Below are 23,370 nucleotides of genomic sequence, written 5' to 3' on the forward strand. Positions count from 1 at the left end.
ATTCAAACGATGATCACACAACCGAAGCGGCTCTACACCGGCCGGGTCCATACCACCGGTGGCCGCGGTGGCTTCTCGCGCAGTTCCGACGGCAGGCTTGATGTCAGGCTTTCCACGCCTGGCGGCCCCGGCGAAGGCACCAATCCGGAGCAGCTCTTCGCGGCTGGCTGGTCGGCCTGCTTTGAAGGCGCCATGGCGATCGCCGCGCGCAAGATGCAAGTAGTTTTGCCCGCCGAAACCGCGATCGACGCGGAGGTCGACCTGAACTCCGGCGACGACGGCTTCTTCCTCAGCGCGCGCCTCGATGTGAGCCTTCCCGGCCTGAATCCTGACGTAGCGCGGGCGATTGTCGATGCCGCGCATCGGACTTGTCCCTATTCGAAAGCTACGCGCGGCAACATCAAAGTGGCCATCACTCTGGCCTAACGCGCACCGCCGCCAATCCCTTCATCCCGACTCGACTGGAGCCACCAATGCAGACCGGAACCAACCCTGAATTTATCGACCTCGATCGCCGTCGCCTCCTGGCGGTCGGGGCCGCAGCCGTGGCCATGGCGCAGCTGGTGGCGGTGCGACCGGCAATGTCGCAAGCTACATCGCCAAAGGCCGCGTTTGCCGCCCTGAAGCAGGTCGATGCCGGCCTGCTCTCTGTCGGCTATGCGGAACAAGGTCCTGCGGACGGCCCCGCCGTCATTCTGCTGCACGGCTGGCCCTACGACATCCATAGCTATGTCGACGTAGCATCTCTTCTTGCCGGCGCTGGCTACCGTGTCCTCGTCCCGCATCTTCGCGGATACGGGACGACCCGCTTCCGTTCGGACGCTACTTTTCGCAACGGGCAGCAAGCCGCGCTCGGCTTGGATCTCGTCGACTTCATGGACGCGCTCGGTATCGAGAAGGCGATCCTGGGCGGCTATGACTGGGGAGCGCGCACCGCAAATGTGGTTGCGGCTCTCTGGCCGCAGCGTTGCAAGGCGATGGTTTCGGTCAGTGGCTATCTGATCGGCAGCCAGGCGGCCAACAAGGCGCCGCTTCCGCCGCAGGCCGAGTTGCAATGGTGGTACCAGTTCTACTTCGCCACGGATCGGGGACGCACCGGCTATGCGAAGAACACTGATGATTTCGCCAAGCTGATATGGCGACTCGCGTCGCCGCGCTGGAGCTTCGATGACGCGACCTTCGCCAGGAGCGCCGCGGCCTTTCGCAATCCCGATCACGTCGACATCGTCATCCATAATTACCGCTGGCGGCTCGGCCTTGCCGACGGCGAACGTCGCTATGACGAGATGGAGGAAAAGCTCGCCAAGGCGCCCGTGATCGGCGTTCCAACCATCACCATGGAAGGTGACGCCAACGGCGCGCCGCATCCCGATCCGGCCAACTATGCCGGCAAGTTCTCGGGCAAGTACGAGCATCGGCTTGTGTCGGGCGGCATTGGCCACGACCTGCCGCAGGAAGCGCCGGAGGCGTTCGCCAAGGCCATCGTCGACGTAGACGGCTTCTGAGGGGAGAAGCGTGATGAAACGATATATGGCCATTGCAGCCGTCGCAGCCTTGTCCGCGGCTCTTGCGATCACATGCGTGGCGATTGACAGGGCCGGCGCCCAAGAGCCTTCGCAGGCATCCCCGATCTACGGGGTGACAATTCCGGATGGATACCGAAAATGGGAGCTGGTCGCGCCCGCGCTGGAAGGCGACCCGCTGAACGAACTCCGTGCGGTCGTCGGAAACGCGGTCGCACTGGACGCCTACAGGAAAGGCACGCTGCCGTTCCCCGATGGCAGCGTTCTCGTGAAGCTGGCCTGGAAGCGAACCCAGTCGGCAGAGTTCGAATCGGCATCCGTGCCGGGAGCGCCAACGACCGTGCAGGTGATGGTCAAGGATTCGAAGAAATACGCGGCGAGTGGCGGCTGGGGTTTCGGCCGTTTCATTGATGGCAAGCCGGTCGACCTAGCGCAGCACGAGACATGTTTCGCCTGCCACGAGGCCCGCGTCCAAAACCACGACTACGTCTTCACGCGCTACGCACCATAGCCACTCGCGTTTGGTGCAGCGCGCTTGGCGGCGAAAATGGAAAGGGACAACAAATGACGCAGAGATGGCTTATCACTGGGACTTCGAGAGGAACGGGCCGCGCGCTTGCCCAAGCAGTCCTCGAGGCCGGGCATAAGGTTATCGCAACGGCCCGCAATCCCGAACAGATATCCGACCTGGGCGCACGCTTCGGTGAATCGGTCAGGACCTTCCCCTTGGATGTAACCGATCCGAACGCCGCCGAGGCTGCGGTGAGGCTTGCCGTCGACACGTTCGGAGGGCTCGACGTGCTGGTCAACAACGCCGGGTATGGAAACGTCAATTCGGTAGAGGACACTGCACTGGAGGATTTTCGGAGGCAGATCGAGACAAACCTGTTCGGCACCATCATCGTGACCAAGGCCGCTATCCCCATCATGCGCGAGCAGCGCAGCGGGCACATCATCCAGTTTTCGTCCGTGGGAGGGCGTATCGGGGCTCCTGGACGCGCACCCTATTCGTCGGCGAAGTGGGCCATAGAGGGGTTCTCGGAATGCCTCGCCCGCGAAATGGGACTTGTCGGGGTGAAAGTCACCGTGATCGAGCCCGGCGGCATGCGAACCGATTTCTCCGGTGTATCGACCACCCTCAAGGAGGGCCGCCCCGAATATGATCGAGTGGTGGGCGAGACGGCCCGCATGCAGCGCAATTATGACGGTCGGCAACCGGGCGACCCGGCTCGCGTGGCCCAGGCCATCCTGAAGATAGCGGCAATGGATGATCCTCCATTCCGACTGCCAGTGGGAAGCGATGCCCTGAAGATTCTCGTGCAGGCGGATCTCAGAAGGCTGGAAGAGCTGGAACGGTGGCGGGAACTAAGCCAGTCGACCGACTTCCCTCGCGACGAAACGGACGACCGGTCGGGCTCTCGGCCTGCGTCGCCGCCTTTCCTCGCTCTGAACTCCGCTGTCTAATTATCTCCAACACGAAAGGACCACACAATGAAAACCTTACTGGCAGGGTTGGCCATCATTGCCGCCACTTTGGGCAGCGCACAGGCGCAATCCGGAAAGCCGACTGTCGTTCTGGTGCATGGCGCGTTTGCGGATGCGTCGAGTTGGAACGGCGTTGTCGCTATCCTCGAGAAGGACGGCTACTCCGTCGTGGCCGCGGCCAACCCTTTGCGTGGCGTCAAGAAAGACGGCGGCTATATAGCCTCTCTTGCTTCCAGCATCGAGGCTCCTGTCGTACTCGTCGGCCATTCATACGGAGGCTCGGTGATCAGTGAAGCCGCCGCCGGCCAGAAAAATGTGAAGGCGTTGGTCTACGTTGCCGCGTTCGCACCGGAGGTCGGCGAAACCGCCGTGGAGCTTTCCGGCAAGTTTCCCGGCAGTTCGCTTGGCCCGACGCTCGCCAAGCCAGTCGCATTGTCCGAAGGCGGCTCGGATCTGTACATCCAGCAGGACAAGTTTCACGACCAGTTTGCAGCCGACGTCCCGGTCGGCGAAGCGAAGCTGATGGCGGCAACGCAACGCCCGATCACCGAAGCCGCTCTCAACGAACGCCAGGCCAATGCGGCCTGGAAAGCCATACCCAGCTGGTTCATCTACGGCGATGCCGACAAGAACATTCCGCCACGGGCCTCCGAGTTCATGGCTGAACGGGCTCATGCGCGCAAAACCGTCTCCGTCAAGGGCGCGTCCCATGTCGTGATGGTGTCGCACCCTGCGGCTGTGGCGGAGTTGATCGAGCAAGCCGCAGGCGAGACAGCGCCGTGAAGCCGAGCTTCATGAGGCCGATCACCGGAAGCGGGTAGCGTCGCCGTCGGGTGGGGCGGCCAGACGGCCGATCGACTGGCTGGGTCTCGGTCTGACAATCGTGCGTCAGACCGCCGACCTGCTCCCCCCATCCGATCTGTGGCCAGTCGGTCGAGAACGATGGCTCGGTCTTTTCGGTTGAATTGCCATTCTACCTGCCCGAAAATGGGCTGTCAGAAGGCGGTGATATGACCTGGAGGGATTTCGAGGAATGCGGCCCCTTTGCGATAAGACCTTCCAGCCGGCCGAGCCGGTGAACGCCCGTGGCCGGATGGTCGGCTGTTTTGCTCATCTGCAGTACGCCGGGCCATCTCGGCGCTCGGCTCCCCAGGTTTGCCAAGCGACTTCGGTTCACTAAACCGAGACATAGCATGAGCAACAGCGTCTACCGCTTGGCGGCAGTCCTCCTTGCGCTTGGCATCTTCCTGTTCGACGTGCTGTCGCCGCTCGAGGGAGCGATCGCGGTACTCTACGTGCTCGTCGTACTCATTGCGGCCCGCACCTCGCGGCGAGCGGACGTATTGGTCGCCGCTGCTGGCGCCATCGTACTGACGGTGCTGGCCTATGTCATTTCCCACGGCATGGAGAGCTTCGGATCTCCCGCTTTACGCGCGGCCGTAAGCCTTGCGGCCATCGCCATCGCCACCGCGCTGGCGCTCCAGAGTCAGGCCGCCACGGAAACCCTGGCTGCGCAGGCTCGCTTGCTGAACCTCTCGCACGACATGATCTTCGTTCGCGACATCCGCGGTGTCATCACCTTTTGGAACGACGCTGCCGCGGAGGTCTATGGCTGGACCGCAGCCGAGGCGATCGGTCGGGTGGCGGACGAACTGCTCGGTACGAAATACCCTGCCGACCGGGCGGTGGTTGAAGCTGCATTGCTCAAAAGCGGGCGATGGGAGGGGATCTTGGAGCATCAGACGCGAACCGGTGCGCGGCTCGTGCTGGACAGCCGCTGGGCGATACAGCGGGACCGCCACGGAAACGGCGTTGGCGTCCTGGAAACGCACACCGACATAACGGAGCGCCAGACAGCTCATGCAGCACTGGTCAGGAGTGAGCGGCGCTACAGGCGCATGTTCGATACAAGCCGGATCGGCGTCATCGAAGAAGACTGGAGCGCAGTCCAAGCCGAGCTTGCCAACGTAGCGCAGGAAGGGACCTCGATTGCCGACCATCTCGCCGCCAACCCGGACTTCTACACGCGCGCCAGACGGCTCATCAGAATCGTGGACGTCAATGCAGCGCTCCTGTCCATGCTTTCAGTGGATGATCGCACGCAGTTCCTGAACACGCTGGACGATGTCCTGGGCGCGGCCGATACGACTTTCCCGGGCGCGCTCGTTGCGTTTGCGCGCGGTGACGCCTTCTATGAGGGGGAGACGGAGATGGTCTCGAGCGACGGGAAGGCCGTCCCTGTGCTGTTCACCATCACCTTTCCCTCTTCACCTGACGACGGCGACAAGGCTCTGGTATACGTAATGGACATCACGGACCGTAAGCGCGCCCAGGACGCTATCCAGCAGGCACAGGCCGAACTCGCCCACGCCGCGCGCGTCGCCACCCTCGGTGAGCTGACCGCGTCGATTGCGCACGAGGTCAGCCAGCCGCTCATGGCGGTGGTGACGAACGGCGAGGCAGGGATGCGCTGGCTCCGCCGCGATCCGCCCGAGCTCAACGAGGTGGAGTTCGCGCTCGGGCGCGCTGTCGCCGAGGGGCGAAGGGCAAGCGACATCGTGAAGCGCATCAGGGCTTTCCTGAAGAAGGCGCCGTCACATCGAGACGAACTGGCCTTGTCCGCATTGGTGGAAGACGCCGTGGCGCTCGTCCAGCGTGAGATTGCGAAGGCCAACATACAGCTCAGGATCGACCTGCAGCCTCACCTTCCCAACATACGCGGTGACCGCGTTCAGCTGCAGCAAGTCCTGGTCAACCTCATGATCAATGCGGCGCACGCCATGGCCGGGCAGGACGGCGCGCGCATGCAGTTCATAACCGCCGCCAAAACCGAGGTGGACGACATCGAGATCATCGTGCAGGACACCGGGCCGGGAATACCGAATGAGCATCTTCAGCGATTGTTCGAACCGTTTTTCACGACCAAGCAGGACGGCATGGGAATGGGCCTTGCCATATGCAAGACAACGATTGAGGCGCATGGCGGGCGAATGACAGTTGAGAGCCTGCCGCGGCAGGGCGCGACGTTCCGCGTGACCCTACCCTCCGTCGATGCAAGCGCGACCGCATGAACAGGGCTACTTCCATGAAAGTTGCTTCGTCTCCGACAGGACCATCTCCCTTTGTTGTCGTCGTCGACGACGACCCGGGCGTGCGCGACGCACTCGACAGCCTGTTCCGTTCGGTCGGGATGTCGACCTACTTGTTCGGCAGTCCGGCCGAGATGATTCAAGCCAGCCTTCCCCAGTCGCCGGGCTGCATCATCCTCGATGTCCGTCTGCCGGGCGTCAGCGGCCTGGACTTCCAGTCGCAGATGACGAAACAGGGAATCGAACTGCCGGTGGTCTTCATGACCGGTCACGGCGATATTCCGATGACGGTCCGAGCCATGAAAGCCGGCGCCGTCGATTTCCTGTCAAAGCCGTTTCGCGACCAGGACATGCTGGACGCGGTAACAAGCGCGATCGAGCGGGATCGGGTCAGGAGGGTCGAGCGCACGGAGAGCGATCGCCTGCGAGCGGAATATGAAACGTTGACGCCGCGCGAGCGCGAGGTGATGGGTCATGTCGTCGCCGGCCTGATGAACAAGCAGGTGGCGGGCGTGATCGGGCTTTCGGAAATCACGGTGAAGATCCATCGCGGCAATGTCATGCGCAAGATGGGCGTCCGCACGCTCGCGGACCTTGTTCGCAAGGCAGAGGCGCTGGGTATTTCAGGTCGCTGACCGGCGTGGTGCAAACCTCCGTATGATTTCCTTTCGGGCCAATGTGCCTCATGGATGACGGGTGGCTCTGTGGAGATGACCTGCTGCAATCGAGCGGCATGAACGCCTTTGATTATGCTCAAGATTCCCAAGATTGCGATCGTCGATGACGATGACGGAGTGCGAAGCTCGCTCGCCAGCCTGCTCAGATCTCTCGGCTATGAAGTGTGTGGCTATGCGTCGGCGCTCGAATTTCTTGACGATAAAATTGCCGACGATCCTGGCTGCATGATCACTGACATCCAGATGCCCGGAATGTCGGGCGACGAACTTCAGGCGGAGCTGATAGCAAGAGGCCGGATTTTTCCGATGATCTTCATGACGGCTTTCCCAAACGAGGCGACGCGAAACAAGGTGATGGCTGCAGGCGCCCGTGCGTTTCTGGAGAAACCAGTTGAAGCTGATGCGATTACAAGCTGCCTGGAACTACTTCCTCGAGACTAGAGCGTCGGACATTCAGGTTGAATCGCGAAGGATTCCGCTAACGTCGGGTTTGTGATTCACTTCCTTAAGGAGGTGATTTGCCATGCCCAAGCCCTATTCGCTCGATTTGCGTGAACGCGTTGTGCGGTTTGTCGAGGCTGGCCATTCGCGGCGTGCGGCGGCGGCACATTTTGGGGTATCGGTTTCGTTCGTCGTGATCCTGATGAGGAACTATCGAAAGACCGAGAGCCTGGTGCCCAAGCCGAGCGGAGGCCGCCGCCATTCCAAGCTCGACCCGCATCGTGCGTTCCTGATTGGTTGTGTGGCCGAGAAGGACGACATCACCATGCCGGAGCTTGCCGCCGAGCTGGTTACTGCTACAGGCGTCCAAGTGGCTCCGGCCTCGATCTCACGTTGGCTCATCAGGAACGGCTACCGCTTCAAAAAAACGCTGCTGGCCAGCGAGCAAGATCGACCCGACATCAGCAAGGCGCGCCAGCAGTGGCGGGCCAAACGCCAGCCGCGGATGCGGCTTGAGCCACATCGGCTGGTGTTTATCGACGAGACCGGAACCACTACGAAGATGACGCGCCTGCGCCGTCGCTGCCTGAAGGGCCAACGGCTGCGTTCAAAGGCACCGTTCGGACATTGGAAGACGCAGACCTTCATCGCCGCCGAATCTGTGATGAGGGCCTTGCAAGCCTAGGCGAGGGTAGGGCGCTACGCCAGCTTACCGCTGACTTCGATCGGCCTCTCCGCTGTTTGCCGCCATTCTAGCACAAGTGGAGCGGATCGTAGCGCAGGGAACGCGCGCTGGCGCGCAATATCGCGCCATAGCGTAGAAGATGCGGTGGCTCCCCGGGCCGGACAAATTCGGCAAATCGAACCGGGTGCAAAAAGGCCAGAAAAGCGCTTATTTCCAATCGTTTGTCGCGACCGCTTCCACAAAGCATCTACCGCCTTGGTGTATCTCAAGGGGTAGCAGCGGTGTATCTCTCAGTCAAGCCTCTGCGGGTCCTCAGGCATTCAGTCGACCATAGGCAAGTTCCAAATTCTGCATGATCCCTTAAGCAAAATATGCAACCGTGTGCCGGGGGGATGATGGGCGGCACTGCAAATTTCGGCTTTCTGAGCATCCATGACGCCAAGCTGGTAACGCTCGGCGGGCAGGCCGAACGCTATTTCCGCGACGATCCCTCCACCGCCATCGTCAAGCTGCGCCAGTTCGCCGAACTGATGGCCAAGTTGATCGCCGCGCGCCATGCCGCCTATCGAGACGAACGCGAGACGTTCGAGCAGACGCTGCGCCGGCTTTCGTACGAGCGCATCATCCCGAAGGAAGTCGCGGACCTCTTCCACGCATTGCGCAAGACAGGCAACACGGCAGTGCATGAGGCGGAGGGCAACCATGCCAACGCGCTGACCGCGCTGAAGTTTGGACGCTCCCTGGGTGTTTGGTTCCACCGAACTTATGGCAGGCAGTCCAACTTCAATCCTGGGCCTTTCGTGCCTCCGCCAGAGCCTGTCGACGCCACCGCGCCGCTACGGGAAGAGATCGAGGCACTGCGCCGTAAGGTCGCCGAGAGCGAGGACGCTGTCGCTGTTGCTCGTCGTGAGACGGCAGAGCAAATCCACGTTCGTGAAACGCTGGAAGAGCGGCTCAAGCGCGAGGCCCGGGAACGGGCGACGTGGGAGCAACTTGCTCAAGAGAGTGAAGCCGAGAAATCAGCGCTATCGGCGAAGCTCGCCAGCCTGCGTGTCGCAGCGTCGGGTCCGTCACATTACGGGTTCAGCGAGGCAGCCACTCCGTGGCAGGCTTTCGACCACGAGACCGAAGCCGAGAAAGCAGCGTTTGCGGCCAAGCTTGCCGGTCTGCAGGCCGAGGCTGAAGCTGCACCGCGTGCCGACGTGCTGGAACTGGTTGAGCGCGGCGAGGAAGCCGCAACCAAGCTCGATCTCGACGAGGGCGAAACCCGCGCCCTGATCGACCAGCAGCTTCGGGATCGCGGCTGGGAGGCCGACACAAAGACATTGCGTCACAGCGTAGGTGTCCGACCGGCCAAGGGCCGCAACATGGCGATTGGCGAATGGCCGACTGCCAACGGTCCAGCCGACTATGCGCTCTTCGTCGGCACCATGCTGATCGGCGTGGTGGAGGCCAAACGGCGACGCAAGAACGTCTCGGCGGCCATCGATCAGGCCGAACGCTATTCGCCTGGGATCGAGCCCTCGTCGGACTTCGTGACGGCTGGCGGTCCATGGGACGAACATCGCGTGCCGTTCGTGTTCGCCGCCAATGGGCGATCCTATCTGAAGCAGATCGAAACCGAGAGCGGCATCTGGTTCCGCGACACACGCCGCAGCGCCAATCATCGCCGTGCATTGGTGGACTGGCCGACGCCGGAGGGATTGGCTGGCCAGCTTGAAGTCGATCATGACGCGGCCACCGCCGCGCTGAAGGCCCAGCCGTTCGAGTTCGGCTTCCCGCTCCGCCCCTATCAGGAAGGAGCCATCCGGGCGGTTGAAACCGCGCTCTCAGCCGAACAGCGGTCCATGTTGGTGGCGATGGCGACCGGCACCGGCAAGACCAAGCTCGCCATTGCGCTCCTCTATCGGCTGCTGTCGGCCAAACGCTTCCGCCGCATCTGTTTCGTCGTCGACCGCAGCGCGCTCGGTCACCAGACCGGAGGCGAGTTCTCCACCACCAAGGTTGTGTCAGGCAAGACCTTCGCCGAAATCTTCGGCCTGAAGGGCCTGGAGGACGTCGCGCCCGAACTGGAAACCAAGGTTCACATCTGCACCATCCAGGGCCTGGTCAAGCGAGTTTTGTTCGCAGCTGACACGTCCGAGGCCCCCCCTGTCGATCAGTACGATCTGATGGTGATCGACGAATGCCATCGCGGCTACCTTCTCGACCGCGAGATGTCGGATGCCGAATTGAGCTTCCGGGGCCAGGACGACTACATCTCGAAATACCGGCGTGTGCTGGAATACTTCGACGCGGTGAAGATCGGCCTGACGGCAACGCCTGCGCTACACACGACCGACATCTTTGGCGAACCGATCTTCCGGTACTCCTACCGCGAGGCTGTGATCGACGGTTACCTGATTGACCATGAACCACCGATCCGCATTGAGACCGCGTTGGCGCGGGCAGGGATCAAGTTCGAGAAGGACGAGCAGCTTGACCTTCTGAACACCCAGACCGGCGAGATCGATCTTGCCCACGCACCCGACGAAATCCGCTTCGAGGTCGATCAGTTCAACAGGCAGGTGATTACGCCGGAGTTCAATCGCGTGGTAGCCCAGGAACTGGCGAAACACATCGACCCTGCGCTTCCCGGCAAGACGCTGATCTTTGCCGCCACCGACGCCCACGCCGACATAGTGGTCAACGCCATCAAGAAGGCGTTCTCCGAAGCCTATGGCGAGATCGACGACGCGGCTGTGAAGAAGATCACCGGTAGCGTGGATAGGGTGCAGAACCTCATCCGCTCGTTCCGAAACGACGCCAATCCGAAGATCGTGGTGACGGTCGATCTGCTCACCACCGGCATCGACGTTCCGAAGATCACCAATCTCGTCTTCCTGCGCCGTGTGAACAGCCGCATCCTCTACGAGCAGATGATCGGGCGGGCGACCCGCGGCTGCGACGAGATCGGCAAGGAGGTCTTTCGCATCTTCGACGCCGTGGACCTTTATCCGCATCTGCAGAACCTGACCGACATGAAGCCGGTCGTGGTGAATCCCTCGATCAGCTTCGAGCAGCTTGTCCGCGAGATGGTAGAGGCGACCGACGATGCTCAGCGGGACACAATCCGCGCGCAGCTTGCAGTGAAACTGCGCCGCCGCCTGAAGAGACTGCCCAAAGAGGCGCGGCAGCGGTTCGAGGCCGTAGCGGGCGAGACACCAGAAGCGATGCTGCAGCGTCTGCTTGCTGGGGATGCCTTAGCGCTTGGGGCCTGGCTGAAGGATCGCTCAGCCATCGGTCCAATCCTTGACTGGGAAGGGGATGGGGAGAACCCACGCCTTGTGCCGATCTCGCACCATCCCGATGAGGTCGTTGCGGTGACGCGCGGCTACGGGGAAGCACAGAAACCCGAAGACTTCCTTGACGGCTTCTCCGCCTTCGTACGCGACAACATCAACACCATCGCCGCTCTGAAGGTGGTTGTTACGCGCCCCCGCGATCTCACCCGCGCCGATCTCAAGGAGCTTCGCCTTGCGCTCGACCGCAAGGGCTATTCCGAGGCCAACCTGCGGCGCGCGTGGTCGGATGCAAGGAACGAGGAAATCGCTGCCTCGATCATCGGCTTCGTTCGTCAGGCCGCCATTGGCGATCCGCTTACGCCATATGGAGATCGAGTGCGAGGCGCCATGCGTACCATCATGGCGAGCCGCCAGTGGTCCGAACCGCAGAAACGCTGGCTGAAGCGCATCGGCGAGCAGATTGAAAAAGAAGTTGTAGTCGACCGCGAGGCCATCGACAAGGAACCGTTCATCGCCGATGGAGGGTTCAATCGGCTCAACAAGGTGTTCGGCGGGGAGCTCGAGAGCATCCTTGCCGGAATAAATGAAGAGATGTGGGGGAGGGTTGGGTGAAAGAACGTGCGCATACAGAGACAAGACCACGAAAGACCGCAGAGATCACAGAGGAGGCAGCTCCAAAAAAGCGCGACGCTAATCCGCCTTCCGCTGAGACTGATCCCGAGGTGTTCGAGAATGAGTACGGAGATTGGCTTCGCGGCGCTCTGGAAGTGAAACACTGGCAAGTCTGGGAATTGGCCGACGCATCAGGCGTCTCTCCGCCGGCTATCTATAACATCCTTTCAGGGCGCAGTAAAAACCCGCAACAGCGTACCCGCGAGAAGCTCGAAACCGCCCTCGGTTCGCAGCCCAAAACGGACGCCAAACCTGAAGAAGCAGCGATTGCAGGAATGGGCGACTTAACCGACTTCGACCCGCATGACGAAACCCTGCTTCCCGATGTTCCGGGTGTCTATGTCTTCTACGACATCACCGACCGCCCAGTTTATGTGGGTAAGGCTGCCACTGGAACTCGGACGATACGAGTTCGCGTAAAGGAGCATTATGAAAAATTCTGGTTTAAGCGACCCATCGTCAATAATGGGGCATACATCGAAATCAAAGATGAGAAGCTCTGCAACAGCGTCGAAAAGGCTCTGATCAAGTTCCTCAAGTCCAACGCAGTCCTGAACAAACAACACGTTGAGCGGGAAAAATGACCAGCACCACCGATATCGTCGCCAAGCTCTGGGGCCTCTGCAACGTCCTGCGCGACGACGGCGTGACTTACAACGAGTATGTGACCGAACTGACCTACCTGCTGTTCCTTAAGATGCTGGGGGAGACGAAGCGAGAGAACCGTTTGCCGGATGGCTATCGATGGGGCATTCTCGCTAAGCGCGAGGGCATGGAGCAGCTTGACTACTACAAGACGATGCTGCTCGACCTTGGCAAGGCGAAAGACGGGCTGGTCCGCGCCATTTTCGTCGATGCGCAGACCCGGCTGCGAAAGCCGACCAATCTCAAGGCACTGACATCCAATATTGACCAGCTGGACTGGTTCTCCGCCCGTGAGGAGGGGCTAGGCAACCTCTATGAGGGTCTGCTGGAAAAGAACGCCTCTGACAAGAAATCCGGCGCGGGCCAATATTTCACACCACGCCCACTCATCGACAGCATCGTTCGCCTGATGCAGCCACAACCGGGCGAGACGGTGCAAGACCCCGCCGCCGGTACAGCCGGCTTTCTCGTCGCATCCGACCGCTACATCAAAGACCACACCGACGATTTCTATAAGCTGACGGAGGCACAAGCCTTCTTCCAGCGCCACAATGCCTTCGTCGGAGCTGAGCTTGTCCCCGATACACATCGGCTTTGCATGATGAACCTTCTGCTACACGGCATTGAGGGCGGCGTGGACAACATTGACACGCTGTCGCCGGACGGCGAGGCGCTGCCGAAGGCCGATCTCGTCCTGACAAATCCACCGTTTGGCACCAAGAAGGGAGGCGGTCGCCCCACTCGCTCCGACTTCTCGGTGACGGCTGATACATCGAACAAGCAGCTTGCCTTTGTCGAGCACGTTGTCCGCGCCCTGAAGCCCGGCGGACGTGCTGCTGTGGTAGTGCCCGACAACGTGTTGTTCGAGGACAACACCGGGCGGCGGCTGCGGACTTGGCTGATGGACCTCTGCCACCTGCACACGATCCTGCGCCTGCCGACCGGCATCTTTTATGCCCAAGGCGTTAAGACCAATGTGCTGTTCCTCCGGCGCGGCAAGACCGATAAGGCCAACACAAAGGCTGTCTGGGTCTATGACATGCGGGCCAACATGCCCGCCTTCGGCAAAACCCGCCCGCTGACAGTCACAGACTTCGCCGAGTTCGAGGCGGCCTACGGTACGGATCCGAATGGCGGGTGGGAGCGCAAGGAACAGGGTGACGATGGTCGCTGGAAATGGTTCAGCCGAGAAGCGGTCGCCGCCCGCAACGACAATCTCGACATCGCATGGCTGCGCGACACCGAGGCGGAGGCCGAGGAGGCGCTAACAGAACCGGAAGACATCGCTGCCGCCATCATCGGCCACCTCAAGGCAGCGCTGGAGGAGATCGAGGCGCTATCGGAAGAACTGGAGCCCGACACGGTCGACGAAGCGGCTGCCATCGCCGAGGCGGCAGAATGAATGCGACTGGAACGATAGCACTTGGTGAGGCGGTCAATCTCATCAACGGCGACCGTGGGAAGAACTATCCTGACCGGGACGCACAGACATCGTCTGGTCACTGCCTTTTTCTCAATACGAAGAATGTCAGGCAGGGCTATTTCGATTTCGCTGAACTCGCCTTCATAGATAAAGAACGCCATAGCAAGTTGGGTGGCGGTACTCTGTGCCGAAACGACATCGTCGTCACCATTCGCGGCACGTTGGGCAACACCGCTATCTATAAGGACGACATCCCTTTCGATGTGGTTCGGATAAACTCGGCCATGCTTGCGTTGCGGCCAAAGCCGGATTTCGATCCCGATTTCATTGAGCGGTTCCTACGCTCGACGGAATTTCTAGATTGGGTGGGCCTCAATCAACGAGGTTCTGCCCAGCCGCATCTCCGTACCGCTGACATCGAAGCCGCGAGGCTGCCCTTGGTTCCAATACGCCAGCAAGGGCGGATCGTGGCGAAGATCGACAGTCTCACCGGCAAATCCAAACACGCCCGCGACCACCTCGACCACATCCCCCGTCTCGTCGAGAAGTACAAACAGGCCGTGCTCGCGGCGGCGTTCCGGGGAGATTTGACGCGGGAGTGGCGGGCGAGATCGTTCGCTAGTGGCGTCTCAATTGAGAGCCTTGAGGAGCTGCGCAGTGCGGCGTGGCAATCAGATGGGAAGCGGAGACGTTACGTCTCAGCGGCGGACATTGATTGGAAACCTGACCTAGATTTGCCAACAGGATGGCTGTGGGCTTCGGTCGATCAGCTGTCATTCTTGATCCAGTATGGGTCATCCGCAAAGACCGCGGAGGCCGATGCCGGCGTTGCCGTCCTGCGAATGGGAAACCTCCAGAATGGCGAGATTGACCTGTCTTCGCTCAAGTACCTGCCGTCTGACCATGGCGAGTTCCCTGATCTTCTCTTGGACCCGGGAGACGTTTTGTTCAATCGTACCAACAGCCCTGAACTCGTTGGCAAGACGGCTGTCTACCTCGGTGAATTGGAACAGGTATCATTCGCCTCGTACCTGATACGCATCAAGACATGCGGGATAAGGCCGCATTTGCTAAGCGCTTACATCAACTCGGCAATCGGACGAGAATGGGTTGCCAGCGTCGTGAACCAGCAGGTTGGACAGGCAAATGTGAACGGGACGAAACTGAGACAGCTGGGCGTGCCAGTGATGCCAGGTCCCGAGCAGGAAGAACTTCTGCGCCGCATCCAGTCAGCCTTCAAATGGATCGACCGCCTTGCGTCCGAGGCAACCAGCGCCCGCAGCCTGATCGACCGCCTCGACCAGTCCGTGCTCGCCAAAGCCTTCCGGGGCGAACTCGTGCCGCAAGACCCTGCCGACGAACCCGCCAGCGCGCTGCTGCAGCGGATCAGGGCTGAGCGCGGAGCGGCACCGAAGGCGAGGCGGGGTCGACGCGCTAAGGCGGACGCATGAAGGTGTTTATCGCCAATTTCGGACGCGAGAACTATGCTTGGCCCGATTGTCTGGCCCGAGGCACCATTGCGACGATGAACGATGTGGCGGTCCAAGGGTACTGGGAGGCGGGAGACCGCGAAAGTTACATTCTGAACCGGATGAGACTGCACAAGACGGCGGCTGGCAAAACGCCCACACGCTCCGTCGCCTCTCGCTGGTTCAACCTGATGACCTCGTCGAGAGCGAAGGCGACATCTGGATACACCGGGAGAAAGATCAGCTCTGGTGGACGACATCGCGCCCCGATCCGGCGACCTTCGAGCCTTTCAAGGAAACGGTTGGTGATCGCCGCGACGTGATCATCTGCCACAAGCTCTGCGATCCATGGGCAAACAAGAACCGTTTGGGCAACCGCTTGGAATGGAGCGGCTTGCACCCGAAGGCGCAGGAATTTCTCTTCACCGAAGGCACGCTCCAGCAATTGAGGCCGGACAATGCAGAGTACGCGCTAGCGCTAATAGATGGCGGCGATCTGTCTCCGTGGCACTTGCGGCCGGAATGGGTGGCAAAGGTCGCTCGTCGTCGGAAGAACCCGGGCACGACTTTCAATTCGCGACAAAAGGCAATCTGGCGAATGGCCGCGACGGTGAAAGGCACGGTCAATTTCTCGAACGGCCAACAGGTGTTGAAGACGGTCAAGAACAAGGACCTGCTGATTCCTGAGAACGAGCTGACGCCCTTCCTTGAAGCTCTGCTGGCTGACCAAGAAGGGCTATGCGCAATCACCGATCTGCCACTGCAATACGATGGCGACGAAGACGACCACGAGATGTTGTGTTCGCTCGACCGGATCGACAGCGATGGGCACTACGAGAAGGATAACCTGCAGATCGTTTGCAAGTTCGTAAACCGTTGGAAGAACAGCAGCCAAGACGCCGAGTTTCGGAGGCTCATTGAAATTCTGCGCACGTGAGCCCGGGCACCAGATCAGCTACGCAACATGACCTACCTGCAGCTTCATTGGCCAGCAGATCGACCTCGTCGTTCATCGGATCGCCGTATGCCGCGTCGTCAGATCGCCAGCGTTGGCAAGGTGTTGCATAAGCAGCGCGGTCGCCTCTTCAATGTCCTCGCCGAGGTACCGCAAAACCCGTCCACGTGACCGCGGATAGACATGCAGTTCCCGCACTCCTCCCGGTCCGGTTTCCCACCGCTTGTGGCTTCCCGACGCCATTTTGTGAATGAGCTTGGCCGCCTGGACGCGTTTGTATTCCGGCTTACGGTCCGCCTGCGGATCGGCCGCAATTGCCAACTCCACGGCAATCCAAGCAGCCACGATGCGGGGGGCCTCTATCTTCGCCTTGCGCAGCCTTGCCCATGCGGCTCTTGCCCGCTCTTCCGGCGACAGACCCCGCAACCGGAATGCCTCAATGTAAGGCCCTGCGGCCCGATAGAGCGTCTCCACGCGGTCGACGGCATTGCGCACCCACTGGTCCTCGGCGTGCGCCTCCAGCCACGCATTGGCTGCCTTGCGATACGGCGCGAGTTCCTTCGCGGTGAAGGAGCGCCGGTAAGGGCTGCCGTGGCGAGAATAGTGATCGGCGTGTTGACGACAAAAGCGCATATCAAGACCATCGTCAGTTCCAGCACGAGCGGGCTTGCCGCATCCCACGACACGACAGCGCGAGAACATGCTGCTCGGCTCGGCGGCACGCTGTTTGACCTCGTTCTTGCGGTCGCGCTTGCTGATCCAATTCGTGCTCAATCTCGAGTCCCTCTATGGTGAGCTGTGGGTTTCCCCGGAAGGCAGGGAAAGGGTTTACCTGGGGGAGATCAGGGAGAGAGAGATCAAGAGAACATCCCCTCCTAGAGTCATTCCCTGAAGGCTTCCTCTGTTACAGTGCCTTCCACATGGGCATGTCGATGAAAGGTGTCGAGCATGACTCCCTTGGCAATGGAGACAGCAGAGACTGGGACTATCACGGCGTCGTGGATCGGCAGTGCCACAACGCCTCTGCCTTTCAGGGTCAACAGCACCTCAATCATGATCTGGCTTTCGATGAACTGGGCATCGTGCCCGAGACCACGATGGAAGTGGTTCCTGATCAAGGGGTGCTTCGCCTCGATTGCCTCGACCACATCACCAACCTTGTAGCTCCGAGAGAACAGCCGGCGCGTTCCCTTCGGGAATCGGTTCAACGTGTCTGATGCGAAGATCATGGCGCTCATGACCTTCTTGATGCCGGGCCGATTCAAGCCGTAGCCCCAGATGTCGTAGAGGTCCTGGTAGGGTGGCTTGCATCCCGCCATGCCGTAGAGGATGCGCGGTCCGACCTGGCCGTAGTCGAGTTCCACGGCTCGCTCGCCGCTGATCCATAGTCCCTGTCGGCGTTCATGCTTGCGGAGGCTTTGCCAGAAGCCGCCAAATAGCCGGCCACCACTGTCGAAACGGGACTGAGTGAAGATACGCCGGAGCCGTCGGTCACGGATGCTGAACTGCGTCCTCGGCCATGGAAGGCCCTCCGAGTCGAACCGCAGATCGGCGTTCGCGATCCAATGGTTGATCTCGTCGAGTTCAGCCCGGTGCCGCTCCGTGTCTGGCGTATCGTCGTACTCCTCTAATCCGCCCTCGTCCCAGTAGTCCTCGCGATCCTTGACGCGCTTCAGGACAATGGTCTCGCCGTGCGAGTGTTCGTCGAGGTCATCGGTGCCGACCCTATGCTCAGCCATCCGATCAAGAAGCCGGGGACCGGGCCGGATGACCGTCGCCCTTGGAGCCCCTTCTACCGGCGCAGCGATCTGCTGTTCGACATAGGCCATCTCTGGCCGATAGCGGCTCTTTGTGCCGAGAACGCGGTTGGAGCGCGTTACATAGATGTCGCCAGGATGCTCGGCGACGTGATGGTGCATGAGGTCCGACAGAACGGCGTCAACCGTCAGGTCGAACGTTTCCTGATCCCGGTTTCGGCGCTTGTTCGTCCTGAGCCCGAAATGGGCCTCGCAGTTCAGGAGCAGCCCGATCGATTCCTGGACGATAGCCTTGGTGTTCTGCGATGCGGCGAACCGATAGGCGTTGAAGGGACTGTCGCGCTCTTCCTCTTCATCATCGAGTTCGATCACCGTCGGCGTAGTCTGGTCCATCTGCAAAACTCTTCAAAATAGCCACCCCGCATACGCGGGCACATGAACAGCGATAAGGAGGCAAGGTGTCGCGACTGCGCTCCTCGCTACGCTGCCCTGTCCCGCTTTGCCAGCTTCGCCACGGTCGCCCGGGAGCAGCCCATTACATCGACAATCTGATTCCAGCTTGCGCCGGTCTTCAGCATCGCCAAGATGGCGGCGTTCCGTTTCGCGTCTTCCTGCCGGCCCCGCATACGTCCGTCGGCCTTAGCCTTCTCGATCCCTTGGACCTGCCTCCTTTTGCGGTCGGTGTAGTCCTTGCGGGCAATGGCGGCGAGCATGTCCAGCATCATGCTATTGATCGCCTCGGCCATGCGCCGGGAGAACTCGTCACCTGCATCGCTGACAGCCTGCCAGGATGTCGGCAAGTCCAGCGCCACGACGCGCACCTGCTTCGCCTTCAGGTCGGCTCTCAGCTTCTCCCAATCGGCCTCGTTCAACCGCGAAAGACGGTCAACTTGCTCCACCAACAGCACGTCTTGGGGATGACAATCGCGCATGAGCCGATCCAGCTCAGGGCGTTTCAACGTTGCTCCGCTCTCGTTCTCCTCATACCAGGCCGCCACTGCCAGCCCACGCTCTTTGGCAAATCGTTCAAGGTCTTCCCTTGCGCGACCCGCGTCCTGTTCCTTGGTCGATGCGCGGAGATACGCCCTGATGAAAGACATGTTCGGAAACCCTCTGCGGTTCAGTTAAGATGGTTTCCATTAAACGGTTCATTATAGGTGGTCAACAATTATCTTTTGGGGCCGGTTTGGCTGGTACCGCTGGAGCATACCCAAAAGAGACTTCTTGAATGGGGCTGTTCAAATCATTGACACGGCAAGGGCTTACTCGAAGCACCGTGCCCGAGGAGGATGGATGCAATGAGAGACGACGAACGCATTTCGGGTGTTAAGGAACTCCTCTTTGCATATGTGAAGAGCCCATCCCTGCGCCACATCCGCGACCCCTATTCGCTGGTCAGATTGGCTCAGGAGATCGTTAAGAGCATCGATCGGGGCAACTCGATTTGGAGGAAGTGGGACGGGCAACGAGAGGTCCTTCTCAAGTCTGCCCTGGGTTGTTGGATACCAGTCGATGCTTTGCGCGATTTCATCAACGAGATGCCGGGGCCACAGGTTACGGCGACAGATGTCAGCCAGCGCCTGAGAGCGTTCGAGGACGAGGAATACTTCTCTTACCCAAAGGAGGAGCTTCGCCCTGGGTGTCTCGCGCTCTACGAGAGGGAAAGGGACGAGGGTACCGAGCTTCCTGCTATCATCGGCGTACTCAGAGACCACGTAGAACGGGAAGAGGAGCGGCTTCGGGTAGAGCAAGAGGAACGGCATAAGAAATGGCGTGAAAAGGACCGAATGGCTCGCGAACAGCGGCTCCTGTCAGGCGCTGACTGCAAGTGGACGCAGCTCCAGAAATCTCCTCATTGGTATTGCCGCGCCAATGGCAGGACATACCGTCTCTCGCCAACGAAGGACAAAATGTGGAACCTCTACCGCGTTAGTTCGGTCTCGGAGGAAGACGAGAGAGCCTTGATCGGGAAGTATCGAGGGCGTGGCGACGCAACGAAAGTGGTTTCGCAAATGGCCTATCAGCCGGAGCCAAAGTGGTAACTCGGGCGCATTGGCGAATCGGTTCCACGGCCTTGAACTACACTTAATGAGACTATGGCCGGGACTGCCCCGAACCACGTTCGTTCTGGCGAGAGTGCAACGCGCAGTTCGGCCGCAAACGGGCACCCAACGCAGAATAAGCGAGGCTCTCAAGGATTTCCTGGGCTGGCGTGTGATGGGGCCGAAGGGGGCACGGGGGGTCTTCGCGCGAGCCAGTTATCCGATCCCCCGCTCAGAAATTTCTACTAATTATTTCGACCTGGCTACAGACCTACCGGGCTAACCAGTGCGAGATAGAGAGGTACGGGTCAAAGAAGTCCCAGAACACCTTTCCCACCAAGAGACCGACCAGCCCCCACCAGAACCGCCTGTGGATCTTGGGTCGGCTGCGCTGTTCTCTCAATTCGGCAAGAGGGAATGCCCATTTCGTGTAGCCGAACAGGACCCGGTAGACCCAGAGGCTTGCCACGACGATGTAGACATACGCGGCGCTCTTCAGAATCTGGTTGTTGGCCGCCCACCTGTCCACGAGGTCGGACGCCATCAAGCAGACATAAAAGCCGAACGGCAATCCAAACACGACCACTCCGTGGTCATAGACAAACGGTCCGTGAAATCTGGACCTAAGCCGATGGCGTTTGTCGAGGTGGTTCAAAACAACCTTCTCGATGCCTGCAAGCCAGCCCTCGCGGGCGCTGCCAATGGTCAAGTTGCTGAAGTTCGGGGTGGAGCCCGATACTACGTTGTTCAACAGTGGGGGCTGAGAGAAATCAAGGGTCAGGTCGAAAGAGTTCGCCGGATCGTTGTTCGCGACGGAATTGAAGGCAGTCCGATTTGTCATGAAAATTCTATTGACGAAGGAAGCTTCGCCCGAGAGATCAATGATTTCCTCGCTCTCGCCATACGTGTGCGATCCATCCTCGCGAAAGATGTTCACGGTGACTTTGAACGCTTTCTCTCGAACGTCCTTCTTGCGGGCTTCAAACTGCTCCTTGGTCTGATCCTGCAAGAGTTCCCATTTTGACAGGACTAGATCAGCCTCCTCGGTGACGACCCGCTGGAGCCCCCTGTAAATCTTCCTCACGCTCTCAACCGAGACCGTGTAGGAGCCGAGTGGTATTTCTTTGTTTACAACACCCATCTGCCCCATCCGCCCAACCCAAGTGTCGTACCGTAGGTGTACTTCGGCTGCTCTTCAACTTTGGGGCCAGCCATTACACCTGCGATCTTTACTTTTCCCCACCTGATTTCAAATCGACCACAGCCTGCCGAGGGGAGTCCTTCCAAATAGGCTGGAGACGATTAGTTTCCCCTAATGGCAACCCATTGGTTCTCCCCTCCGGTGTACGTCAGGACCGACCGACCTGGGGTCACCTACGGCTGCAACAATGTCGAGGGTGCCGCCGAGGAACTCATGAAGTGGACCAAGAGGGGACCGAAGTGGCGGAAGGCTGTGCATGTGTGCATCGAGGCTGTCGAGGACCGGGCGACCCCCGAGGAGGCCCGAAAGGCCTTCGAGGCGGCTGCCAAGGAGGAGGGGATGTTGCTAGGTGCCCCCTAGGAGTCGTGACATTGCGTAAGGCCGCTGACAAGGTCGCCGAGAGTAGCCGTAGCCCGGAAGCAGGGGGGATAACCGGATGAAATACAGCATTATCTCGGCCGTCGATGGCCGGGTGGACATTCCCATAACAAGGAGCCAATTCGAGGGAATTTCTAACTCAATTGATCTCGTCGTTAAAGCAATTGACGCCGAAGAACTGTTTCTCGTCTGCGTTTACAACTACGAAGATTTTGAGCGTCACCTACAAGAAACAGCGCTAAAAAGTATGCTCTATGAAATGCTAGACAATACTGAGTTCTGGGCAATTTCAAGCAGAACGCATCAACGTCTCGCAAATTTCCTCTCATCATGTAAGGCGTACTTAGATCAAATAGGGTCTTTGGCAGGCTTTTTTGCAGCAGACGCGCCGGACGCTGCCGAGAATCTCAAGGCATTCATCCACGCTTGTTACGACGGTTCGTTCTCATACCGCTTGATGGAAGCGCTTCGGAACCATGTTCAGCACAGAGGCTTCGGCGTTCACGGACACACTCTTGGGCGGACATGGACATCGAAAGGCGATGAAATCAAGCACCGGGCTCACTATTGGACAGACCCTTTTATCTCTGCAGCGCGGTTGGTGGAGGACCCAAAGATTAAGAAGGCGTTCGTTGCTGAGATTGCGGCTTTAGACAAGATCGAAATCAATCCACACGTGAGACAGTACATGCGCGCGATCGGTGAAATTCAATCCAAGTTTCGCACTGAAATCGCGAAGGCCGTTCGTAATGCTAAGCAACCGATGAGTTGGGCGCTCAGCAAAATTCAAGAGCAGTCTGAGGGCGGTGGAACGTTTGGCGCAATGGCGGTTCACCGAGACGATGAGATAATACACTCGGCAAACGCTCAATCTTACGGGATACCCTCGATTACTTGTCCGAAATCGAAAGAAAGGTTGGCAATCTCACCAATCTTGAACTTCGTGTTGTGAGTACAGCCGGTCCCGCATAAACTTGTCTGGCCTTGACGAGGGTTGAGCCCCGCCTTCCGAAGGGAAGCTAAGTAGCTGCTAACTTTCGCGCCAGCATCTTGACTGTAACTATCTCTCCGGCAGCAGTGCGAACTGGTCTCTCTCTCAAATCCAGCACCTCAAATCCCGAAACTCTATTCGCCGTTTGCCCCGCAATCGGTAGATTCCTCCGATTTAGACCGTGTGCACCGAACGTCTCGTATATGAGAAATCCACCTGTGCGTATCAGAGGGCAGACCGCCTCAATGACCCTGTCGGAAACATAATGAATAACAAGCACGAGATCGAAAGCCTCCCGGGAGAACGGCAAAGACTGTTCGGCGTCGACCAAAACTGCCTGCAAATTCCCTTGGCCTGGCATCAAGGTTCGCCAGCTTGCCATCAACTGGTCGAGTCTGTGTTGATCTATATCAGCCGCCACGACCTGATTACCTTGAGCGGCCAAGAACAATGAATGCCTGCCAAATCCAGAAGGGACATCTAGTACATCGAGCCCGTAGGGCTTTGGCAAGCGTCTGAGGCAGCTTCGGACGTATGGCGATAGATCCAGGTCGGAGGGGAATCGGGCGTAAGCGCGTCGCTGATCCCCTACGGATTTGGGCTTGACGCTTTTCGGAATCGCCAGGGCATGAGTTCCTCGATCTGGCTCTGCG

At 59.7% G+C, this 23,370-nt stretch carries 22 protein-coding genes; 17 read left to right on the forward strand and 5 right to left on the reverse strand.

All coding sequences use genetic code 11. The annotated features are described in order from the left end of the window. Positions 1 to 9: 9 nt before the first annotated feature. The 14 genes from NKJ72_RS14570 (at position 10) to NKJ72_RS14635 (ending at position 16,330) form a co-directional block, all read left to right on the forward strand. Complete coding sequence (locus NKJ72_RS14570; RefSeq protein ID WP_352477705.1) at positions 10 to 426, forward strand: organic hydroperoxide resistance protein; 417 nt, start codon at positions 10 to 12, stop codon at positions 424 to 426. A gap of 47 nt (positions 427 to 473) precedes the next feature. Beyond that, complete coding sequence (locus tag NKJ72_RS14575; RefSeq protein ID WP_352477707.1) at positions 474 to 1,505, forward strand: alpha/beta fold hydrolase; 1,032 nt, start codon at positions 474 to 476, stop codon at positions 1,503 to 1,505. 25 nt (positions 1,506 to 1,530) lie between these two features. Continuing rightward, on the forward strand, positions 1,531 to 2,034 hold the full coding sequence (locus NKJ72_RS14580; RefSeq protein ID WP_352477748.1) for a cytochrome P460 family protein: 504 nt from the start codon (positions 1,531 to 1,533) through the stop codon (positions 2,032 to 2,034). 53 nt (positions 2,035 to 2,087) lie between these two features. Continuing rightward, complete coding sequence (locus NKJ72_RS14585) at positions 2,088 to 2,987, forward strand: oxidoreductase (RefSeq protein WP_352477708.1); 900 nt, start codon at positions 2,088 to 2,090, stop codon at positions 2,985 to 2,987. 27 nt (positions 2,988 to 3,014) lie between these two features. Beyond that, entirely contained in the window at positions 3,015 to 3,791 is a 777-nt protein-coding gene (locus tag NKJ72_RS14590; protein WP_352477710.1) for an alpha/beta fold hydrolase, read from the forward strand. Between the two features lie 410 nt (positions 3,792 to 4,201). After that, on the forward strand, positions 4,202 to 6,079 hold the full coding sequence (locus tag NKJ72_RS14595; protein ID WP_352477711.1) for a PAS domain-containing sensor histidine kinase: 1,878 nt from the start codon (positions 4,202 to 4,204) through the stop codon (positions 6,077 to 6,079). Between the two features lie 14 nt (positions 6,080 to 6,093). Beyond that, the gene (locus tag NKJ72_RS14600) at positions 6,094 to 6,732 is read left to right on the forward strand and encodes a response regulator transcription factor (protein ID WP_254818282.1); all 639 of its coding nucleotides are present in this window, start codon (positions 6,094 to 6,096) and stop codon (positions 6,730 to 6,732) included. A gap of 114 nt (positions 6,733 to 6,846) precedes the next feature. Next, a complete protein-coding gene (locus NKJ72_RS14605) occupies positions 6,847 to 7,215 on the forward strand; it encodes a response regulator transcription factor (RefSeq protein ID WP_254818283.1) in 369 nt (122 codons plus the stop codon). An 82-nt stretch (positions 7,216 to 7,297) separates the two neighbouring features. Then, positions 7,298 to 7,900: an IS630 family transposase gene (locus tag NKJ72_RS14610; protein WP_352477713.1), complete on the forward strand. Its 603-nt coding sequence runs from the start codon at positions 7,298 to 7,300 to the stop codon at positions 7,898 to 7,900. Between the two features lie 395 nt (positions 7,901 to 8,295). Then, positions 8,296 to 11,796 (forward strand): type I restriction-modification system endonuclease, encoded by a 3,501-nt coding sequence (hsdR, locus tag NKJ72_RS14615; protein WP_352477714.1) that lies wholly within the window; start codon positions 8,296 to 8,298, stop codon positions 11,794 to 11,796. After that, on the forward strand, positions 11,793 to 12,440 hold the full coding sequence (locus tag NKJ72_RS14620) for a hypothetical protein (RefSeq protein ID WP_352477716.1): 648 nt from the start codon (positions 11,793 to 11,795) through the stop codon (positions 12,438 to 12,440). Before hsdR ends, NKJ72_RS14620 begins: the two co-directional genes overlap by 4 nt. Then, positions 12,437 to 13,903 carry a class I SAM-dependent DNA methyltransferase gene (locus tag NKJ72_RS14625; protein ID WP_352477717.1) on the forward strand — a complete coding sequence of 489 codons (1,467 nt, stop codon included), beginning with the start codon at positions 12,437 to 12,439 and terminating at the stop codon, positions 13,901 to 13,903. Before NKJ72_RS14620 ends, NKJ72_RS14625 begins: the two co-directional genes overlap by 4 nt. Beyond that, complete coding sequence (locus tag NKJ72_RS14630; protein WP_352477718.1) at positions 13,900 to 15,375, forward strand: restriction endonuclease subunit S; 1,476 nt, start codon at positions 13,900 to 13,902, stop codon at positions 15,373 to 15,375. The genes NKJ72_RS14625 and NKJ72_RS14630 overlap by 4 nt, the downstream gene beginning before the upstream one ends. Positions 15,376 to 15,412: 37 nt before the next feature. Continuing rightward, positions 15,413 to 16,330 (forward strand): hypothetical protein, encoded by a 918-nt coding sequence (locus tag NKJ72_RS14635; protein ID WP_352477720.1) that lies wholly within the window; start codon positions 15,413 to 15,415, stop codon positions 16,328 to 16,330. A 72-nt stretch (positions 16,331 to 16,402) separates the two neighbouring features. Here NKJ72_RS14635 and NKJ72_RS14640 read toward each other — a convergent pair whose 3' ends face one another. The 3 genes from NKJ72_RS14640 to NKJ72_RS14650 form a co-directional block, all read right to left on the reverse strand. Beyond that, positions 16,403 to 17,122: a hypothetical protein gene (locus NKJ72_RS14640; RefSeq protein WP_352477721.1), complete on the reverse strand. Its 720-nt coding sequence runs from the start codon at positions 17,120 to 17,122 to the stop codon at positions 16,403 to 16,405. A 107-nt stretch (positions 17,123 to 17,229) separates the two neighbouring features. Further along, positions 17,230 to 18,477, reverse strand: coding sequence for a hypothetical protein (locus NKJ72_RS14645; RefSeq protein ID WP_352477723.1), 1,248 nt, complete (start codon positions 18,475 to 18,477; stop codon positions 17,230 to 17,232). A gap of 107 nt (positions 18,478 to 18,584) precedes the next feature. Then, entirely contained in the window at positions 18,585 to 19,205 is a 621-nt protein-coding gene (locus tag NKJ72_RS14650) for a recombinase family protein (protein ID WP_352477724.1), read from the reverse strand. Positions 19,206 to 19,403: 198 nt separating this feature from the next. Here NKJ72_RS14650 and NKJ72_RS14655 point away from each other — a divergent pair, with 198 nt between their 5' ends. Next, positions 19,404 to 20,147 (forward strand): hypothetical protein, encoded by a 744-nt coding sequence (locus NKJ72_RS14655; RefSeq protein ID WP_352477726.1) that lies wholly within the window; start codon positions 19,404 to 19,406, stop codon positions 20,145 to 20,147. A 271-nt stretch (positions 20,148 to 20,418) separates the two neighbouring features. On the opposite strand, the gene NKJ72_RS14660 is transcribed toward NKJ72_RS14655, so the two are convergent. After that, the gene (locus NKJ72_RS14660) at positions 20,419 to 21,288 is read right to left on the reverse strand and encodes a hypothetical protein (RefSeq protein WP_352477728.1); all 870 of its coding nucleotides are present in this window, start codon (positions 21,286 to 21,288) and stop codon (positions 20,419 to 20,421) included. A gap of 174 nt (positions 21,289 to 21,462) precedes the next feature. On the opposite strand from NKJ72_RS14660, the gene NKJ72_RS14665 reads away from it, so the two are divergent. After that, a complete protein-coding gene (locus NKJ72_RS14665; RefSeq protein WP_352477729.1) occupies positions 21,463 to 21,708 on the forward strand; it encodes a DUF982 domain-containing protein in 246 nt (81 codons plus the stop codon). 76 nt (positions 21,709 to 21,784) lie between these two features. After that, complete coding sequence (locus tag NKJ72_RS14670; protein ID WP_352477730.1) at positions 21,785 to 22,678, forward strand: hypothetical protein; 894 nt, start codon at positions 21,785 to 21,787, stop codon at positions 22,676 to 22,678. Positions 22,679 to 22,745: 67 nt separating this feature from the next. On the opposite strand, the gene NKJ72_RS14675 is transcribed toward NKJ72_RS14670, so the two are convergent. Then, entirely contained in the window at positions 22,746 to 23,228 is a 483-nt protein-coding gene (locus NKJ72_RS14675) for a class I SAM-dependent methyltransferase (RefSeq protein ID WP_352477750.1), read from the reverse strand. Between the last annotated feature and the right edge of the window lie 142 nt (positions 23,229 to 23,370).

The sequence above is a fragment of the Mesorhizobium sp. M0045 genome (assembly GCF_040323385.1).
In the GTDB taxonomy this organism is placed as follows: domain Bacteria; phylum Pseudomonadota; class Alphaproteobacteria; order Rhizobiales; family Rhizobiaceae; genus Mesorhizobium.

Bases quoted from the DNA above. Each gene is read 5' to 3' on its own strand.
- NKJ72_RS14660 (WP_352477728.1), bottom strand. From the start codon at position 21,288: ATGGGTGTTGTAAACAAAGAAATACCACTCGGCTCCTACACGGTCTCG.
- NKJ72_RS14630 (WP_352477718.1), top strand. From the start codon at position 13,900: ATGAATGCGACTGGAACGATAGCACTTGGTGAGGCGGTCAATCTCATC.
- NKJ72_RS14570 (WP_352477705.1), top strand. From the start codon at position 10: ATGATCACACAACCGAAGCGGCTCTACACCGGCCGGGTCCATACCACC.
- NKJ72_RS14590 (WP_352477710.1), top strand. From the start codon at position 3,015: ATGAAAACCTTACTGGCAGGGTTGGCCATCATTGCCGCCACTTTGGGC.
- NKJ72_RS14600 (WP_254818282.1), top strand. From the start codon at position 6,094: ATGAAAGTTGCTTCGTCTCCGACAGGACCATCTCCCTTTGTTGTCGTC.
- NKJ72_RS14650 (WP_352477724.1), bottom strand. From the start codon at position 19,205: ATGTCTTTCATCAGGGCGTATCTCCGCGCATCGACCAAGGAACAGGAC.
- NKJ72_RS14585 (WP_352477708.1), top strand. From the start codon at position 2,088: ATGACGCAGAGATGGCTTATCACTGGGACTTCGAGAGGAACGGGCCGC.
- NKJ72_RS14605 (WP_254818283.1), top strand. From the start codon at position 6,847: ATGCTCAAGATTCCCAAGATTGCGATCGTCGATGACGATGACGGAGTG.
- NKJ72_RS14595 (WP_352477711.1), top strand. From the start codon at position 4,202: ATGAGCAACAGCGTCTACCGCTTGGCGGCAGTCCTCCTTGCGCTTGGC.
- NKJ72_RS14655 (WP_352477726.1), top strand. From the start codon at position 19,404: ATGAGAGACGACGAACGCATTTCGGGTGTTAAGGAACTCCTCTTTGCA.
- NKJ72_RS14665 (WP_352477729.1), top strand. From the start codon at position 21,463: ATGGCAACCCATTGGTTCTCCCCTCCGGTGTACGTCAGGACCGACCGA.
- NKJ72_RS14625 (WP_352477717.1), top strand. From the start codon at position 12,437: ATGACCAGCACCACCGATATCGTCGCCAAGCTCTGGGGCCTCTGCAAC.
- NKJ72_RS14610 (WP_352477713.1), top strand. From the start codon at position 7,298: ATGCCCAAGCCCTATTCGCTCGATTTGCGTGAACGCGTTGTGCGGTTT.
- hsdR (WP_352477714.1), top strand. From the start codon at position 8,296: ATGGGCGGCACTGCAAATTTCGGCTTTCTGAGCATCCATGACGCCAAG.
- NKJ72_RS14670 (WP_352477730.1), top strand. From the start codon at position 21,785: ATGAAATACAGCATTATCTCGGCCGTCGATGGCCGGGTGGACATTCCC.
- NKJ72_RS14575 (WP_352477707.1), top strand. From the start codon at position 474: ATGCAGACCGGAACCAACCCTGAATTTATCGACCTCGATCGCCGTCGC.
- NKJ72_RS14580 (WP_352477748.1), top strand. From the start codon at position 1,531: ATGGCCATTGCAGCCGTCGCAGCCTTGTCCGCGGCTCTTGCGATCACA.